15 protein-coding genes are annotated in these 16,329 nt (G+C 68.2%); 14 read left to right on the forward strand and 1 reads right to left on the reverse strand.

Annotated elements, in window-relative coordinates; translation table 11 throughout:
- The 14 genes from ACH13J_RS14415 to ACH13J_RS14480 all read left to right on the forward strand — a co-directional run.
- Window positions 1-848, forward strand: an 848-nt coding sequence (locus ACH13J_RS14415; RefSeq protein ID WP_397544045.1) for a nitrogenase component 1, incomplete at its 5' end; no start/stop codon positions are given.
- Window positions 838-4,413, forward strand: a complete 3,576-nt coding sequence (locus ACH13J_RS14420; protein WP_397544046.1) for a magnesium chelatase subunit H — start codon at window positions 838-840, stop codon at window positions 4,411-4,413. The genes ACH13J_RS14415 and ACH13J_RS14420, both read left to right, overlap by 11 nt.
- Before the next feature lie 106 nt (window positions 4,414-4,519).
- Window positions 4,520-5,416 (forward strand): ferredoxin:protochlorophyllide reductase (ATP-dependent) iron-sulfur ATP-binding protein, encoded by an 897-nt coding sequence (bchL, locus tag ACH13J_RS14425; protein ID WP_397544047.1) that lies wholly within the window; start codon window positions 4,520-4,522, stop codon window positions 5,414-5,416.
- Window positions 5,416-6,096 (forward strand): magnesium protoporphyrin IX methyltransferase, encoded by a 681-nt coding sequence (gene bchM, locus ACH13J_RS14430; RefSeq protein WP_397544048.1) that lies wholly within the window; start codon window positions 5,416-5,418, stop codon window positions 6,094-6,096. The genes bchL and bchM overlap by 1 nt, the downstream gene beginning before the upstream one ends.
- Complete coding sequence (locus tag ACH13J_RS14435) at window positions 6,093-7,538, forward strand: PucC family protein (RefSeq protein ID WP_397544049.1); 1,446 nt, start codon at window positions 6,093-6,095, stop codon at window positions 7,536-7,538. Before bchM ends, ACH13J_RS14435 begins: the two co-directional genes overlap by 4 nt.
- 28 nt (window positions 7,539-7,566) lie before the next feature.
- Entirely contained in the window at window positions 7,567-8,334 is a 768-nt protein-coding gene (gene puhA, locus ACH13J_RS14440) for a photosynthetic reaction center subunit H (protein ID WP_397544050.1), read from the forward strand.
- Between the two features lie 22 nt (window positions 8,335-8,356).
- Window positions 8,357-8,995 (forward strand): photosynthetic complex putative assembly protein PuhB, encoded by a 639-nt coding sequence (gene puhB / locus ACH13J_RS14445; protein ID WP_397544051.1) that lies wholly within the window; start codon window positions 8,357-8,359, stop codon window positions 8,993-8,995.
- Window positions 8,996-9,011: 16 nt separating this feature from the next.
- Window positions 9,012-9,485, forward strand: coding sequence for a photosynthetic complex assembly protein PuhC (gene puhC, locus ACH13J_RS14450; RefSeq protein WP_397544052.1), 474 nt, complete (start codon window positions 9,012-9,014; stop codon window positions 9,483-9,485).
- A 14-nt stretch (window positions 9,486-9,499) separates the two neighbouring features.
- Window positions 9,500-9,796, forward strand: coding sequence for a hypothetical protein (locus ACH13J_RS14455; protein ID WP_397544053.1), 297 nt, complete (start codon window positions 9,500-9,502; stop codon window positions 9,794-9,796).
- The gene (gene acsF / locus ACH13J_RS14460) at window positions 9,793-10,917 is read left to right on the forward strand and encodes a magnesium-protoporphyrin IX monomethyl ester (oxidative) cyclase (RefSeq protein ID WP_397544054.1); all 1,125 of its coding nucleotides are present in this window, start codon (window positions 9,793-9,795) and stop codon (window positions 10,915-10,917) included. Before ACH13J_RS14455 ends, acsF begins: the two co-directional genes overlap by 4 nt.
- Window positions 10,918-11,050: 133 nt before the next feature.
- Window positions 11,051-11,866, forward strand: a complete 816-nt coding sequence (gene puhE, locus ACH13J_RS14465) for a putative photosynthetic complex assembly protein PuhE (RefSeq protein WP_397544055.1) — start codon at window positions 11,051-11,053, stop codon at window positions 11,864-11,866.
- Window positions 11,856-13,070, forward strand: coding sequence for a 5-aminolevulinate synthase (gene hemA, locus ACH13J_RS14470; RefSeq protein WP_397544056.1), 1,215 nt, complete (start codon window positions 11,856-11,858; stop codon window positions 13,068-13,070). Before puhE ends, hemA begins: the two co-directional genes overlap by 11 nt.
- Before the next feature lie 156 nt (window positions 13,071-13,226).
- Complete coding sequence (locus ACH13J_RS14475; RefSeq protein ID WP_397544057.1) at window positions 13,227-13,709, forward strand: pseudoazurin; 483 nt, start codon at window positions 13,227-13,229, stop codon at window positions 13,707-13,709.
- Window positions 13,710-13,881: 172 nt separating this feature from the next.
- Window positions 13,882-14,295, forward strand: a complete 414-nt coding sequence (locus tag ACH13J_RS14480) for a c-type cytochrome (protein ID WP_397544058.1) — start codon at window positions 13,882-13,884, stop codon at window positions 14,293-14,295.
- An 82-nt stretch (window positions 14,296-14,377) separates the two neighbouring features.
- Here ACH13J_RS14480 and dxs read toward each other — a convergent pair whose 3' ends face one another.
- Window positions 14,378-16,309: a 1-deoxy-D-xylulose-5-phosphate synthase gene (dxs, locus tag ACH13J_RS14485; RefSeq protein ID WP_397544059.1), complete on the reverse strand. Its 1,932-nt coding sequence runs from the start codon at window positions 16,307-16,309 to the stop codon at window positions 14,378-14,380.
- Between the last annotated feature and the right edge of the window lie 20 nt (window positions 16,310-16,329).

The raw sequence follows: 16,329 nt of genomic DNA on the forward strand, positions 1-16,329 counted from the left end.
CCCCCCCCCCCCCCCCCCCCCCCCCCCCCCCCCCCCCCCCCCCCCCCCCCCCCCCCCCCCCCCCCCCCCCCCCCCCCCCCCCCCCCCCCCCCCCCCGGCTGCGCCTGCCATGGTACTCTGCCAGCGTCGATTCGACCTACCTCACCGGCAAGCGCGTCTTTCTCTTCGGTGACGGCACCCATGTCGCCGCCGCCGCCCGCATCGCCCGCGACGAGATGGGGTTCGAGGTGGTTGGCCTTGGCTGCTACAACCGCGAGATGGCCCGGCCGATCCGCGCGTTGGCCAGGGACTACGGCGTCGAGGCGCTGATCACCGACGACTACCTCGACGTGGAGGCGCGCATCGAGGAGCTCGCGCCCGAGATGATCCTCGGCACGCAGATGGAGCGCCATATCGGCAAGCGCCTCGGCATCCCCTGCGCCGTGATCTCCGCGCCCGTGCACGTACAGGACTTTCCCGCCCGCTACTCACCCCAGATGGGAATCGAGGGCGCCAACGTGATCTTCGACACGTGGGTGCACCCGCTGGTCATGGGGCTGGAGGAGCACCTGCTGCACATGTTCCGCGAGGACTTCGAATTCCACGACGACGCGGGCGCCAGCCACCACGGCCACAAGGCCGCCCCCCGCGCCGAGCCGGCCGGGCAGGCCGAAACACTGCCGGACACGCCCGACGCGCAGCCTGGCGAGGTGATCTGGCTCGCCGACGCCGAGCGCGAACTCAGGAAGGTGCCGTTCTTCGTGCGCGGCAAGGCGCGGCGCAACACCGAAACCTTCGCCGCCGCGCAAGGGCTGTCGGAGATCGGCATCGAAACACTTTACGAGGCCAAGGCTCACTATGCGCGGTGACCGGGTGATACCGATGGCAGGCCGTGCCTACCGCGTCGTGATCCTGACACTGGATTCGCATGCCGCCGGGCCATGCGCCCGGGTGGCCGACAGGCTGGCCCGCGATTTCCCGGGGCTTGAGGTTTCCGTCCATGCCGCCGCCGAATGGAACGAGCGGCCCGAGGCGCTGGCCGAGGCGCGCACGGCCATCGCGCAGGGCGACATCATCGTGGCCACCCTGCTCTTCCTCGAAGAGCACATCAGCGCGATCCTGCCGGACCTTCAGGCGCGGCGCGAGGATTGCGACGCCATGGTCGGCATCATCGCCGATGCCCAGATCGTCAAGCTCACCCGCATGGGAACGCTCGACATGGCCGCGCCCGAAAGCGCCACGCGCAAGCTGATGAAAAAGCTACGCGGTGCCTCGAAAGGATCGAAGACCGACGACGGCGCCAAGAAGATGCGCATGCTGCGGCGCCTGCCGCGCATCCTGCGGCTGATACCGGGCCGGGCGCAGGACCTGCGCGCATGGTTCCTGATGATGCAATACTGGCTCGGCGCGTCGGACGACAACATCGAGGCGATGGTCCGCTTCCTGATCTCGCGCTATTGCCGCCACGACGGGTGGCGCGGCGCGCGGGCGCCCGAACCGCTGGAATACCCCGAGACCGCGCTCTACCATCCGGACCTGCCGGAGCGTATCACCACCGACACCGCCGACCTGCCCGCCCCGCGGGATCATCACGCCACTGTGGGGCTGCTGATGATGCGCAGCTACGTGCTGGCCGGCGATACCGCGCATTACGACGCCGTAATCCGGGCGCTGGAGGCGCGGGGCGTGCGCGTCATGCCGGCCTTCGCGGGCGGGCTGGACGGGCGTCCGGCGATCGACGCGTTCTTCCAAAGGAACGGTATCACGCGGATCGACGCGCTGCTGTCGCTCACGGGGTTCTCGTTGGTGGGTGGACCCGCCTACAATGACAGCGACGCCGCGACCGAGGTGCTGGGCAAGCTCGATGTTCCCTACATCGCCGCGCACCCGCTGGAATTCCAGACCCTCGGCCAATGGGCCGACGCGCCGCAGGGGCTCGGCCCGATCGAGACGACGATGCTCGTCGCCCTGCCGGAGCTCGACGGCGCGACGACACCGACCGTGTTCGCGGGCCGTCACGGCGCCGGCGGCTGCGCCGGCTGCACACGCGGCTGCAAGGGCGAAGGCCCGGCAAAGGCCATGGCCCCCTGCCCCGAACGGGTGGAAATGCTGGCCGCCCGCGTGGACCGCAAGGCGCGCCTGCGCCGGTCGGACGTGGCCGAGCGCCGGCTGGGCATCGTGCTGTTCGGTTTTCCGCCCAATGCCGGCGCGGCGGGCACGGCAGCCTATCTCGACGTGTTCCGCTCGCTGCACAACACGCTGCACGCGCTCAAGCGGCGGGGCTACGACATCGACCCGCCCGAAACGGTCGAGGCGCTGCGCGCCGCGGTGCTGGAGGGCTCGGCCGCGCAGTACGGGCAGGAGGCCAACATCGCCGACCATGTCAGCGCCGCGGACATGGTCGCCGGCACGCCATGGCTCGACGAGATCGAGGCACAGTGGGGCCCCGCCCCGGGCAAGGTGCAATCCGACGGGCGTGGCGTGTTCATCCTCGGGCGGCAGTTCGGCAACGTCTTCGTCGGGCTGCAACCTGCCTTCGGCTACGAGGGCGACCCGATGCGCCTGCTGTTCGAACGCGGCTTTGCCCCCACCCATGCCTTCACCCAGTTCTATCTTTGGCTGAAGAACCGCTTCCGCGCCGACGCGCTGCTGCATTTCGGGATGCATGGCGCGTTGGAATTCATGCCGGGCAAGCAGTCGGGCCCCGGCGCGCGGTGCTGGCCGGACCGGCTGATCGGGGACATGCCCAACGTCTACCTCTATGCCTCCAACAACCCGTCGGAGGCCACGCTGGCCAAGCGCCGATCGGGCGCGGTGACGGTCACGCACCTGACCCCGCCGCTGTCGGCCTCGGGGCTCTACAAGGGCCTGGCGGAACTGAAGGACAGCCTGGCGCGCTGGCGCGCGACCGCCCCCGACGCCCCCGAGCGCGGCGAGATCGCGGCGCTGATCGCTGAACAGGCCGCGGCGGTGGACATGGACGGCGCCGACCCCGACGCGCTGTGGCTCAAGCTGCTGGAGACGGAGGACGCGCTCATCCCCGAGGGGCTCCACGTGCTGGGAGAGACGATGAGCGCGCAGGCGCGCGCCGACTACCTCGACCTGATCGAGGGGGCCGACGCCGACACCCGCGCGCGCGTCGACGACCTGCTGCAGCGGGACAGCGAGATGCCGGCGTTGATGAACGCGCTGGACGGCCGCTTCACCCCGCCTGTCCCGGGCGGCGATCTCGTCCGTGCGACCGAAATCCTGCCGACGGGCCGCAACATCCATGCCTTCGACCCCTTCCGCATGCCGACCGAGTACGCCTGCCGCGAAGGGGCGAGACAGGCCGCGCTGCTGCTGGAGACGCACAAGACCCTGCCGCGCAGCGTGGCGCTGGTGCTGTGGGGATCGGACAACATCAAGTCCGACGGCGCGCCGCTGGCGCAGGCGCTTGCGCTGATCGGCGCGGCCCCGCGCTTCGACAGCTTCGGCCGGCTCTGCGGGGCCGACCTCGTGCCGCTGGAGACGCTGGGCCGCCCACGCATCGACGTGGTGATGACGCTGTCGGGCATCTTCCGCGACCTGCTGCCCATGCAGACCCGGCTGCTGGCCGAGGCAGCACACAAGGCCGCCACGGCCGACGAACCGGAAGAGATGAATTTCGTCCGCGCCCACGCGCTGGCGCATGCCCGCGAAACCGGCTGCGACATGGATACCGCGGCGCTGCGCGTCTTTTCCAACGCCGAGGGCGCGTACGGGTCGAACGTCAACCAGATGGTCGACGCCTCGGCCTTCGACGACGAGGACGAGCTGGCCGACGCCTACCTTGCGCGCAAGAGCTTCGCCTACGGCGTCGACGGCAAGGCGACGCAGAACGACGGGCTGCTGAAAAAGGCGCTGGGCGCGGTCGACCTGGCCTACCAGAACCTCGAATCCATCGAGCTGGGCATCACCACGGTCGATCACTACTTCGACACGCTGGGCGGCATCAGCCGCGCGGTCAAGCGTGCCCGCGGCGGGCAGGAAGCGGCGATCTACATCTCCGACACCACGCGCGGGGCCGGCAGGATCCGCACGCTGGCCGACCAGGTCGCGCTGGAGACACGCTCGCGCTCGCTCAACCCCAAGTTCCACGAGGCGCTGCTCAGGCACGGCGCCGAGGGCGTCCGCCAGATCGAGGCCAGTGTGACCAACACCATGGGCTGGTCGGCCACGACGGGTCAGGTGGAACCGTGGGTCTACCAGCGGATATCGGAAACCTTCGTGCTCGACGACGAGATGCGTCGCCGGCTGACCGACCTCAACCCGGCGGCCTCCTCGCGCATGGCCAACCGCCTGCTGGAGGCGCACGACCGCGCCTACTGGCAGCCCGACGACGCCACCCTGTCGGCGCTGCGCGACGCGGCCGACGCGATGGAAGACAGGCTCGAGGGGGTGGCCGCGGAATGACGGACCTGCGCGCCACGCAAGACGCCGGACCGGGGCTCCGCCCCGGACCCCGGGGTATTTCCACCAAGAAGAAGCAGGGGGCACGCCCCCCGGAAAGGGAGTGATCATGAGCCCGCGCGACGACATTCCGAGCCTCAGGGGCCAGGACGGGGAAGGATCTGTGCAGGTCCACCAGGACCCGTCGATGAAGATCGAGGGCGCCAAGGTGTTCTCGGTCTACGGCAAGGGCGGTATCGGCAAGTCGACCACAAGTTCCAACCTGTCGGCGGCCTTCACCCGGCTGGGCAAGCGGGTGCTGCAGATCGGCTGCGACCCCAAGCATGACAGCACCTTCACCCTCACCGGCCGGCTGCAACCCACGGTGATCGACATTCTCAAGGAGGTCGATTTCCACCCCGAGGAGCTGCGGCCGGAGGATTTCGTCACGATGGGCTGGGGCGGCGTGCAGTGCGTGGAGGCCGGCGGTCCGCCCGCCGGCACCGGCTGCGGCGGCTATGTCGTGGGCCAGACCGTAAAGCTGCTGAAACAGCACCACATGCTGGAGGACACCGACGTGGTGATCTTCGACGTGCTGGGCGACGTGGTCTGCGGCGGTTTCGCCGCGCCCCTGCAGCATGCCGACCGCGCGATGATCGTGACCGCCAACGACTTCGACTCGATCTATGCCATGAACCGGATCATCGCGGCGGTGCAGGCCAAGTCCAACAATTACAAGGTGCGGCTGGCGGGATGCGTGGCCAACCGCTCCAAGGACACCGACGAGGTGGACCGCTACTGCGGCAAGGTGGGCTTCAACCGCATCGCGCACATGCCCGACGTGGATGCCATCCGCCGTTCGCGGCTGAAGAAGAAGACACTGTTCGAGATGGATGACGACGAGGACATCGTCGCCTGCCGCAAGGAGTATGTGCGCCTGGCGGAGACGCTGTGGAACGGCACCGAGGGGCTGGCCCCCGCGCCGATGGAGGACCGCGACATATTCGAGCTTCTGGGGTTCGACTGATGAGCTATGACCGCACGCTGGCCCGTGTCGAGACGTATTTCGACCGGACCGCCACCCGCACCTGGGAACGGCTGACGAGCGATGCGCCGGTGTCGCGCATCCGCGAGACCGTTCGGCGCGGACGCGACGACATGCGCGCGCGGATGCTGGCGCGGCTGCCGGCCGACCTTTCGGGCGCGCGCGTACTGGACGCGGGCTGCGGCGCGGGCCAGATGACGGCGGAACTGGCCGCCCGTGGCGCCGAGGTGGTTGCGATCGACATCTCGCCCTCGCTCGTGGGCATCGCGCGAAAGCGGCTGCCGGTCGATCTCGCGGCGCGCGTCGATTTCCGGTCGGGCGACATGCTGGACCCCGCTCTGGGCCGTTTCGACCACGTCATGGCGATGGACAGCCTGATCTACTACCGGCGCGGGGACATCGCGGCGGCGCTGCAGGCCCTGAGCATCCGCACCGCGGGGCGGTTGGTGTTCACCGTGGCGCCGCGCACGCCACTGCTGATGGCGATGTGGCGGATGGGCCAGCTGTTCCCGCGGTCCGACCGGTCGCCCATCATGGTTCCGCACGCGCCGGGCGCGCTGCGCCGCGCGCTGGCGGAGACCGGCGCGACCGGCTCGCTCACCACGCTCGGCCGCGTGACCAGCGGCTTTTACATCAGCCAGGCGATGGAGCTTGCCGCATGATCGTGCCCCGCCCGCATCACCTCAAGAGGCTGACCACCCGCCTGCTGCCCTTCGCGGACGCGGCGAGCGATCACCTGCCACTGGCGCAGCTGCTGCGCCTGTCGCTTTTCCAGGTGTCGGTGGGCATGGCCACGGTGATGCTGCTGGGGACGCTGAACCGCGTGATGATCGTGGAACTCTCGGTGCCGGCGACGATCGTGGCCGCGATGATCGCCCTGCCGGTGCTGATCGCGCCGTTCCGCGCGCTGCTGGGCTTCCGCTCGGACACGCATCGCAGCGCCATCGGCTGGAAACGCATCCCCTATCTCTGGTTCGGATCGCTGTGGCAGATGGGCGGGCTGGCCGTGATGCCCTTCGCGCTGCTCGTGCTGTCGGGGCAGCAGACCATGGGGCCGGCTTGGGCGGGCGAGGTGCTGGCGGCGCTGGCCTTCCTGATGACGGGCCTTGGCATCCACATGACCCAGACGGCGGGGCTGGCGCTGGCCACGGACCGGGCGAGCGACGAGACGCGCCCGCGCGTGGTGGCGCTGCTCTACGTGATGTTCCTGCTGGGTATGGCGTTGTCCTCCATCGTGATCGGCTGGCTCTTGCGCGATTTCACGTCGTTGCAACTTGTCCGCGTGGTGCAGGGCGCGGCGAGCGTCGGCATCGTGCTCAACCTGATCGCATTGTGGAAGCAGGAAAAGGTCCGCCCGATGACCCGCGCCGAGCGGACCGCCCCGCGCCCGCGCTTCCGCGACGCGTGGGCCGACCTGATGAATGGCGGGCAGGCCGGCCGGCTGCTGGCCGTGGCATTTCTCGGGACGATGGCGTTCAACATGCAGGACGTGCTGCTGGAACCTTACGGCGGCGAGATCCTCGGGCTGTCGGTGTCCTCGACCACCTTGCTCACGGCGGTCTGGGCGGCGGGCGCGCTGGCGGGCTTCGCGCTGGCGGGGCGGGCGCTGGCGCGCGGTCGCGACGCCTACCGGATCGCCGCAACCGGCCTGCTCGTGGGCGTTGCCGCCTTTTCCACCGTCATCTTCGCCGCACCTATGGAATCGGGCGCAATATTCTTCGCCGGCGCGGCCCTCATCGGTTTGGGAGGCGGGCTTTTCGCGGTGGCCACGCTCATCGCCGCCATGACGCTGCCCGCGACCGGAGCCGCCGGTCACGGCCTCGCCCTCGGGGCGTGGGGCGCGGCACAGGCCACGGCGGCGGGGCTTTCGATTTTCCTCGGTGGCGCGCTGCGCGACGGCGTCAACGCCGTCGCCGTCTCGGGCGCCTGGGGAGAGGCGCTGGCCACCGCCGCGACCGGATACTCCTTCGTCTACCACGTCGAGATCGGGTTGCTGTTCGTCACCCTCGCGGTTCTCGGCCCGCTCGTGCGCATCGTGCGCCGCCACCCCCAACCCTCCAAACCGGGAGCGGCCCGTATCGGCCTGGCCGATTTCCCGACATGACCTGCCGAAAGACCGAAAGGATGGTCCCATGACCGACGCCTTCTTTGGAAATTTCGACCTTGCCAGCGTCTCGCTCTGGCTGTTCTGGATCTTCTTCGCGCTGCTGATCTTCTACATCCAGCGCGAGAACATGCGCGAAGGCTACCCGCTGGAGGACGACGACGGCAGGGAATCCGCCAACCAGGGCCTGTTCCCCGTCCCCGACGACAAGACGTTCAAGCTGCCCCATGGCCGCGGCGAGGTGACCGTTCCCTCGGGCCAGAACCCCGACCGCAAGGATCTCGCGCTGGCGAAAACGGCGCATGGCAACGGCTTTCCCTTCGTGCCGACAGGCGATCCGATGGCCGACGGGGTCGGGCCGGCCAGCTGGGCGCCGCGCCGGGACGTCCCGGAGCTCGACGGCAAGGGCCACCCCAAGATCGTGCCGATGGCGGCCACCGAAAGCTACGCGGTGGCGGCTGGTCGCGATCCGCGCGGCCTGCCCGTGCAGGCCGGCGACGGCGAGGTCGTGGGCAGGATCACCGACATGTGGATCGACGAGCCCGAACAGCTGGTGCGCTACCTCGAGATGGAGCTGAACGAGGGCGCGGGAAAACGGCTCGTGCCGATCACCATGGCACTGATCAGGTCCGACCGCGTGAAGGTGCGTTCGCTCTACGGCAGGCACTTTCCCGGCATTCCGCAGCACGCCTCGCCCCGGCAGGTGACGCTGCTCGAGGAGGACAAGATCACCGGCTACTACGCCGGCGGGACGCTCTACGCCAGCGAGGAACGGCTCGAGCCGCAGCTCGGTTGAGCGTCACACCAGGGAGGCCATCATGAGCCACGACGATTTCGCATTCGAACCCGTCAAGGGCCTGCCGGAACGCCCGCCCAAGGGCGAGCAGATCCTCTGGCAGGGACGCCCGCACTGGTGGGCCCTGACGCGGGAGTCGCTCAACCTGACATGGGTTGCAGGCTATTTCGTCCTGCTCGCGGCCTGGCGCTTCGTAACACTGGTGGACCAGATCCCCACGGGGGCTGCGCTCGCGGCCTCCTCTCCGTTGCTGGTCATGGGCGGCCTGGTCTGCGCGCTGCTTCTGGCGATCGGGATCGTGCAGGCCCGCAGCACGGTCTACACCATCACGACATCGCGCGTCGCCATGCGTATCGGCGCGGCGCTCACCGTCACGCTGAACCTGCCCTACACGCAAATCCGCAACGCCGATCTGGATCTGCGCCGTGGCGGCACCGGCACGATCGCGCTGGAGCTGAAGGAAGAGACCCGCCTTTCCTACCTCGTGTGTTGGCCGCATGTGCGCCCATGGAAGATGCGGCGCACCCAGCCCGCGCTGCGCTGCATTCCCGATGCCCAACGGGTCGCGACACTGCTGGCGGACGCCGCGCAGGCGCGCGTGACCGCGCCGCAGGTTGCGCGCAGCGGGTCCGGAAGTGCCGCCGCCATGGCGGCCGAATGAAAGAGGGACATGCCAGATGACCCAGATGGACACCCATACCGGCAATACGGACAAACCGTATGACAAGGAAAAGATCCCGCGCGCCATGGTCCGGGCCATGTTCGTTCTGGTCCTGCTATGCCTTGCGCTTGTCAGCTACGCGCGGCTGACCGACCGCCCGCTGGTGGCAACGCCGCCGCCCGGCCAGATCACGATCAGCCGCGATATCGTGCTGTCGGGCGACATGGCCGGCGCCGCGACCGTGACCACGCCCGGCGGGGCGCTGATCGCCGATCTCGGCCCCGAGCAGGGCGGGTTCATCTCGGGTGTCTACCGCGTCTTGGTGCATGAGCGCAGCAAGCACGACGTGGCGCTCGACGCACCCGTGACGCTGTTGCAGCGCGACACCGGACGTCTGGAAATTCACGACCCCGCAACGGGGTGGCGCGCCGACCTCATGGGGTTCGGCGCCGACAACGCCAGGGCCTTCGCGCGGCTGCTGGCACAATAAGGGAGGAGGCCAAAATGGGATGGCTGACAAAAGACCTCGAACACGCGCCGTGCACTGTGGAGATCAGTCACAAGTTCGAGAGCCTGCACGCGCATGTGCGCTTCAACAACGGCACGACCGTACACCCCGGCGACGAGGTGAAGGTCCACGGGCCCGAGATCATGGCGCCCTTCGGTGAGATCGTCCGCGAGGACCGGGACGCCACCATTATCCGGGCCAGCAAGCTCGAACAGCTCTGGACACGCCTGACCGGCGACGTGGAGGTCATGGAGCTGTGCGAGTTCTCCTTTTCCGAGGAGGCCACGCTATGAACATGCACGCCAAGCACACCGCCGACGCGACCACGGCAGAGGAAGGCCTTGCCATCCAGGAAGAACAGGCAAGGTTCGACAGCAAGGCCGCCACCGACGTGGCGATGCAGAACACCCTGCTGACGCCGCGGTTCTACACCACGGATTTCGACGAGCTCGACGCCATCGACGTAAGCCCGGTCCGTGCCGACTGGGACGCGCTCATCGCCGAGATGCAGGACGACCCCAACAAGGGCCACTTCAAGAAGGACGAATCCTGGGACCACGTGGACTGGGACGGGATGGACCCTGCCCTGAAAAAGGAGTTGATCGACTTCCTCATCAGTTCCTGCACCGCCGAGTTCTCGGGCTGCGTGCTCTACAAGGAGATGAAGCGGCGCGGGTCGAATTCCGACATAACCACGCTGTTCCAGCTGATGGCGCGCGACGAGGCGCGGCATGCCGGCTTCATCAACGACGCCCTGCGCGAGGCCGGCGTGGCGGTGAACCTGGGCTTCCTGACGCAGAAGAAGAAATACACCTATTTCCGGCCGAAGTTCATCTATTACGCCACCTACCTGAGCGAGAAGATCGGTTATGCCCGCTACATCACCATCTTCCGCCACCTCGAGAAACACCCCGAGCACCGCTTTCACCCCATCTTCAAGTGGTTCCTCGAATGGTGCAATGACGAGTTCCGCCACGGCGAGGCCTTCGCCCTGCTGATGAAGACGGACCCGAAGCTGACGCGCGGCGTCAATGTCTGGTGGATCAAGTTCTTCCTGACGGCCGTCTTCGCCACGATGTACGTGCGCGACCACCAGCGTCCCGCCTTCCACGCGGCGCTCGGCGTCGATCCAGACTGGTATGGCCACGAGGTCTTCACCAAGACCTCGGAACTCAGCAAGCAGGTCTTTCCCATCACGCTGGATATCGAAAACCCCAGATGGGAACGCGGGCTCAGGCGGCTTCAAAGGGCAAACGCCGACCTCGCGAAAGCCAAGCAGGAAAGCGGCGCCGCCGCGGCCGTGAGGCGTTTCTCGGCCAGCGCCCGCGCGGCGGCCGCGTTCGCGGCGCTCTACCTCATCCCGGCCAAGAAGCACGAGGTGCCCGAAAGCACCCGGCTGGAGCCGGCCTACTGATGGCCGGTTTCCGCGACACGATCGCGGCGCGGGGCGGGGGGCGGGCCCCCGTCGCAATTGTCGCTCGGAGCAATGGCGCGACAATGACGGTCCCCCGGAGTATTTCGGGCAAGATGAAGAACGGGGGATGGCCATGACATCGCCCTGGATCGCGGCCCTCGTTGCGCTTTTCGCGTGGTGGTTCTCCACCGGGATGATCCTGATGGCCGTGCGGCATGCGGACCGAGGGGGATGGCGCACGCGCAGGATCTGCACCCTCGGCGCGCTGCCGCTGCTGGCCGCAGGGGTGCTGGGCCTCCTGGTCACGCTGGGAAGCACCACGACCGGCGCCGTCTACGGTGCCTTCATGGCCGCGCTGGCCGTCTGGGGCTGGGTGGAACTGGCGTTTCTCACCGGCGTCATCACCGGGCCCAACCCCTATGAATGCCCCGAGGGGCTGCCCGAATGGGAACGTTTCATCCGCGCATGGGGCACGATCGCCTATCACGAGATGTTGCTGACCGCGATCCTCATCGCGCTGTGGCTGCACGGCTACGGCGCCGCTAACACCGTCGGGCTATGGACCTTCACGATCCTGTACTTCGCGCGGATCTCGGCCAAGCTGAACCTCTTTTTCGGCGTGCCGCGCATCAATACGGAATTCCTGCCGCGGGCGCTGGGCCACCTGGCCAGCCATTTCCGCATCTCGCGGCTGAACTGGGTATTCCCGGTCTCGGTCACCGCGCTGACCTTCGCCGCCGGCTGCTGGCTGGAGCGGCTCGTCGCCGCCCCGACGGGGGCCGAGGCGGCCGGGTTCGCCCTGCTGGCCGCGCTGACGGCGCTGGCCCTGCTGGAGCACTGGCTGATGGTGCTGCCGCTGCCGGATGCCAAGCTGTGGCGCTGGATGTTGCCCGCGCCCGAGAAAAGACAGAAGCACAAGACAAGACCGGAGGGATCCCATGGATTTTGATGCCATGTTCAGCGCGCAGCTCGACACGCTGAGGGAGGAAGGCAACTATCGCGTCTTCGCCGAGCTGGAGCGCCGCTGCGGAGATTTCCCGAAGGCGAGAAACCACGATGCCGAGGCCCCCGGTGAGGTAACGGTCTGGTGTTCCAACGATTACCTCGGCATGGGCCAGCACCCGGTGGTGCGCGAGGCCATGAAACGCGCGGTCGATGCCTGCGGAACCGGGGCCGGGGGCACGCGCAACATCTCGGGCACGAACCACCACCACGTGGCGCTCGAACGCGAACTGGCGGACCTGCACGGCAAGGACGCGGCGCTGCTGTTCACCTCCGGCTACGTCTCCAACTGGGCGGCGCTGTCCACCCTCGGCGCGCGCCTTCCCGACGCGGTGATCCTGTCGGATGCGCTCAACCACGCCAGCATGATCGAGGGCATCCGCCATTCGCGCGCGCGGAAGGTGATCTGGAAGCACAACGACCCCGAGGACCTGGACCGCAAGCTGGCGGAGCTGCCCGCCAACGCGCCCAAGATCGTCGCCTTCGAAAGCGTCTACTCGATGGATGGTGACATATGCCCGATGCGGGAAATCGTCGAGGTGGCCGAGAAACACGGTGCCATGACCTATCTCGACGAGGTCCATGCCGTCGGGCTCTACGGCCCTCGGGGCGGCGGCGTGTCCGAAGAGCTTGGCCTTGCCGATCGCATTACCCTGATCGAGGGGACGCTGGGAAAGGCCTATGGCTGCATGGGGGGCTATGTCACGGGCTCGGCCGCGCTCTGCGATTTCATCCGGTCCTTCGCCAGCGGCTTCATCTTCACCACCGCCCTGCCGCCCGCGGTGGCGGCGGCGGCACAGGCCTCGATCGCGCATCTGAAGACGTCGGACGCCGAACGCCGGGCGCAGCGGCAGCAGGTTGCGCGCCTGCGCGCGGCGCTCGACGCTCACGGCATCCCGCACATGCGCAACCCCAGCCATATCATCCCGGTGATGATCAAGGACCCGGTCAAGTGCCGGATGCTGGCCGACATCCTGATGCGGGATTACGGGATCTACGTGCAGCCGATCAACTATCCCACCGTTCCGAAGGGGACCGAGCGCCTGCGCTTCACGCCCGGCCCGCTGCACAGCGACGCCGACATCGACCATCTTGTCGAGGCGCTCGTCGTGCTCTGGAAACAATGCGCCATTGCCCACGCGGTCGCGTGACGGCGGCAGCGGGGCCGCGACAGCCTGTCCCGGTGACTTGATACAAGCGCCAGAGCGCTAGCTTCCCGTCGGCCGGCGCCGGGATCACCCGCGGTGACGGATCAAGACAATGCATGTCCCGCCGCGAACGGCCGGACACGGAAAGGAGATGGCGACATGAAACTCACACGACGCACCGCTTTGGGCCTGTTCGGCGCCTCGGCCGCCACGGCCATCCTGCCCGGCGCCGGGGCGCGGGCCGAGGGCAAGGTGCACGAGGTCCAGATGCTCAACAAGCATCCCGACAGCAATGAACGGATGGTATTCCACCCCGACATCGTTCAAGCCCAGCCGGGGGACACGATCCGCTTCGTTGCGGCCGACCCCGCGCACAATTCGGTGACCTATGACGACATGCTGCCCGAGGGCGCCGAGGGTTGGAAAACGCGCATGAGCCAGGACGCCGAGGTGGTCGTCGAGGCCGAGGGCGCCTACGGCTATTACTGCCAGCCACACAAGCCGCTCGGCATGGTCGGACTGATCCTGGTGGGCGATGCCGCCACGAATTACGAGGAGCTCAAGGCAGCCAAGCTGCGCGGGCGCGAGCAGCAGCGCTGGCAGGACATCTTCGCGCGGGCAGACAAGATCGTGGGCGCCTGATCCGCTCTGCCCACCGGGCCTGTCAAACGGCTGCGTTAGCGGTTGTCGCGGCCTTTCGGCAAGCCGCAAGCGGCAAAATGACCCGGTGCCGCGGGGCACCGGGTTTTCCTTTGACATGCCCCTGACGGCCCATGATAGTCCACGGGTATCAAGCCATCGTGGAGATAGCAAAATGAAGACGTTTCATATCGTCACAGCCGCCGCCATCGGTCTCGCCGCGCCCGCATTCGCGGAGGGCGACGCAGCCGAGGGCGAAAAGGAATTCCGCACCTGCAAGTCCTGCCACATGATCGAGTCACCCGATGAAACGATCGTTCGCGGCGGACGTGTCGGACCGAACCTCTACGGTGTTGCCGGCGCAACCGCCGGCGCCGCCGAGGATTTTCGCTATTCGGACCTGATGGCCGCCGCCAACGAGCAGGGGGTCGAGTGGACCGAGGAAAACTTCGTCGGCTACGTTCAGGACCCCACCGGCTGGCTCAAGGAGACCACGGGCGAATCCGGACGCGGCAAGATGACTTTCCGTGTCCGCAGCGAGGAAGACGCGCGCAACCTCTACGCCTATCTGGCCTCGCTCACCGAGTGATCGCGGGTCGGGCTCTTCCACCTGAACGCGCTTTTTCGAGCCGCACCGGATCTGACGGTGCGGCTCGTTGCGTCAGGGGCCGTCAAACCACCGAAAGCGGTACCACACCGGCGTCGCCGCCGCCCGCTGCCGCGCGGGCCGTCGCGGCGATATCCTGCGCCGTCATCCCGGCATCCTCGTACATCTGGGCGGGGCTTGCCTGTTCGATCAGCCTGTCAGGCAGGCAGACATTGCGGATGGCCAGCCCCCGGTCGAAGACCCCGTGCCGTGCCAACGCATGCATCACGATCGAGCCGAACCCGCCTTCCGCCCCCTGCTCCACGGTGACGAGGACACGATGGTCCTTGGCCAGCTGCAGGACGAGCCCGGTATCGAGCGGCTTGGCGAAACGTGCATCGGCCACGGTCACACCCAGCCCCCCGGCCTCCAGCAGCTCGGCGGCGGCGAGCGTTTCGCCCAGATGCGCGCCGAAGGACAGCAACGCCACGTCCGCGCCCTCGCGCAGGACACGGCCCTTGCCGATCTCCAGCACTTCGCCGCGCGGGGGCAGATCGACACCCGTTCCCGCCCCGCGCGGATAACGAAACGCGATAGGGCCCGCATCATGCGCCGCGGCCGTGGCGACCATGTGGGTGAGGTCCGCCTCGTCGGCGGCGGCCATCACGGTGAAACCCGGCAGCCCGGCAAGGTAGCCGATGTCGAAGGCACCGGCATGGGTGGCCCCGTCGGCCCCCACCAGACCGGCCCGGTCGATGGCAAAGCGCACCGGTAGCCCCTGCAGGGCCACGTCGTGCACCACCTGATCGTATCCGCGCTGCAGGAAGGTGGAGTAGATCGCCGCGAACGGCTTGAGCCCGCTGGCGGCCATCCCCGCCGCGAAGGTCACGGCGTGCTGTTCGGCGATGCCAACGTCGAAGACACGCGCCGGGAAACGCTCGGCCATCACGTTGACGCCGGTGCCCGACGGCATCGCCGCCGTGACGGCGACGATGTCGGGGTCGCGCGCGGCCTCTTCGCACAGGGCGTTGCCGAAAACCGAGGTGTAGCTGGGCGGCCCGCCACCCTTCTTCGACTGCGCGCCGGTCTGCACGTCGAACTTTGCCACGCCGTGATACTTGTCGGCGCTGGTTTCGGCCGGGGCGTACCCCTTGCCCTTGACCGTGCAGCAATGGATGAGCACCGGCCCGGTGGCCCGCGCCCGAGCGGCCCGCAGCACCGGCAAGAGCTGGCGCATGTCATGGCCGTCGATCGGGCCGACATAGTCGAACCCCAGCTCCTCGAACAGCGTGCCGCTGCCCGAAAGACCGCCGGTCACGATCTGCCGCGCTCGCTTGGCACCCTCCCGCATCGGCGCGGGCATCGCGGCCTCGAATCCTTCCGCCAGCGCGCGCATCCGCGCCAATGGCTCGCCCGCGTAGAGCCCGCTCAGATAGGCCGACATCGCCCCGACCGGCGGGGCGATCGACATCTCGTTGTCGTTCAGTATCACGAAGAGCCGCCGTCCCTCGGCCCCGGCGTTGTTGAGCGCCTCGTAGGCCATGCCGGCGCTGATCGCGCCGTCACCGATCACGGCAATGGCGTCGCCCGTGGGCTGGCCCATGTCGCGGCCCACCGTGAAACCGAGCGCGGCACTGATGGAGGTCGAGCTGTGCGCGGCGCCGAACGGGTCGAAACGCGATTCCGTCCGCTTGGTGAAACCCGACAGCCCGTCCTTCTGCCGCAGGGTGCGGATCCGGTCGCGCCGGCCGGTGAGGATCTTGTGAGGATAGCACTGGTGGCCCACATCCCAGATCAGCTTGTCCATCGGCGTGTTGAACACCGCGTGAAGGGCAACGGTGAGCTCCACCACCCCGAGCGAAGATCCCAGGTGACCGCCTGTCTGCGACACGGCATCGATCACTTCGGCGCGCAGCTCGTCGGCAAGAACCGCCAGATCGGCGTCGGGCATCTGCCGCAGGTCCGGCGGGCCGGCAACCCGGTCGAGCAAGGGTGTACGTGGTCTGGACTGGGTCATCGCGATCCCCTCTCCGAGGT

The sequence above is a fragment of the Roseovarius salis genome (genome assembly GCF_044472985.1).
Lineage (GTDB): Bacteria > Pseudomonadota > Alphaproteobacteria > Rhodobacterales > Rhodobacteraceae > Roseovarius > Roseovarius salis.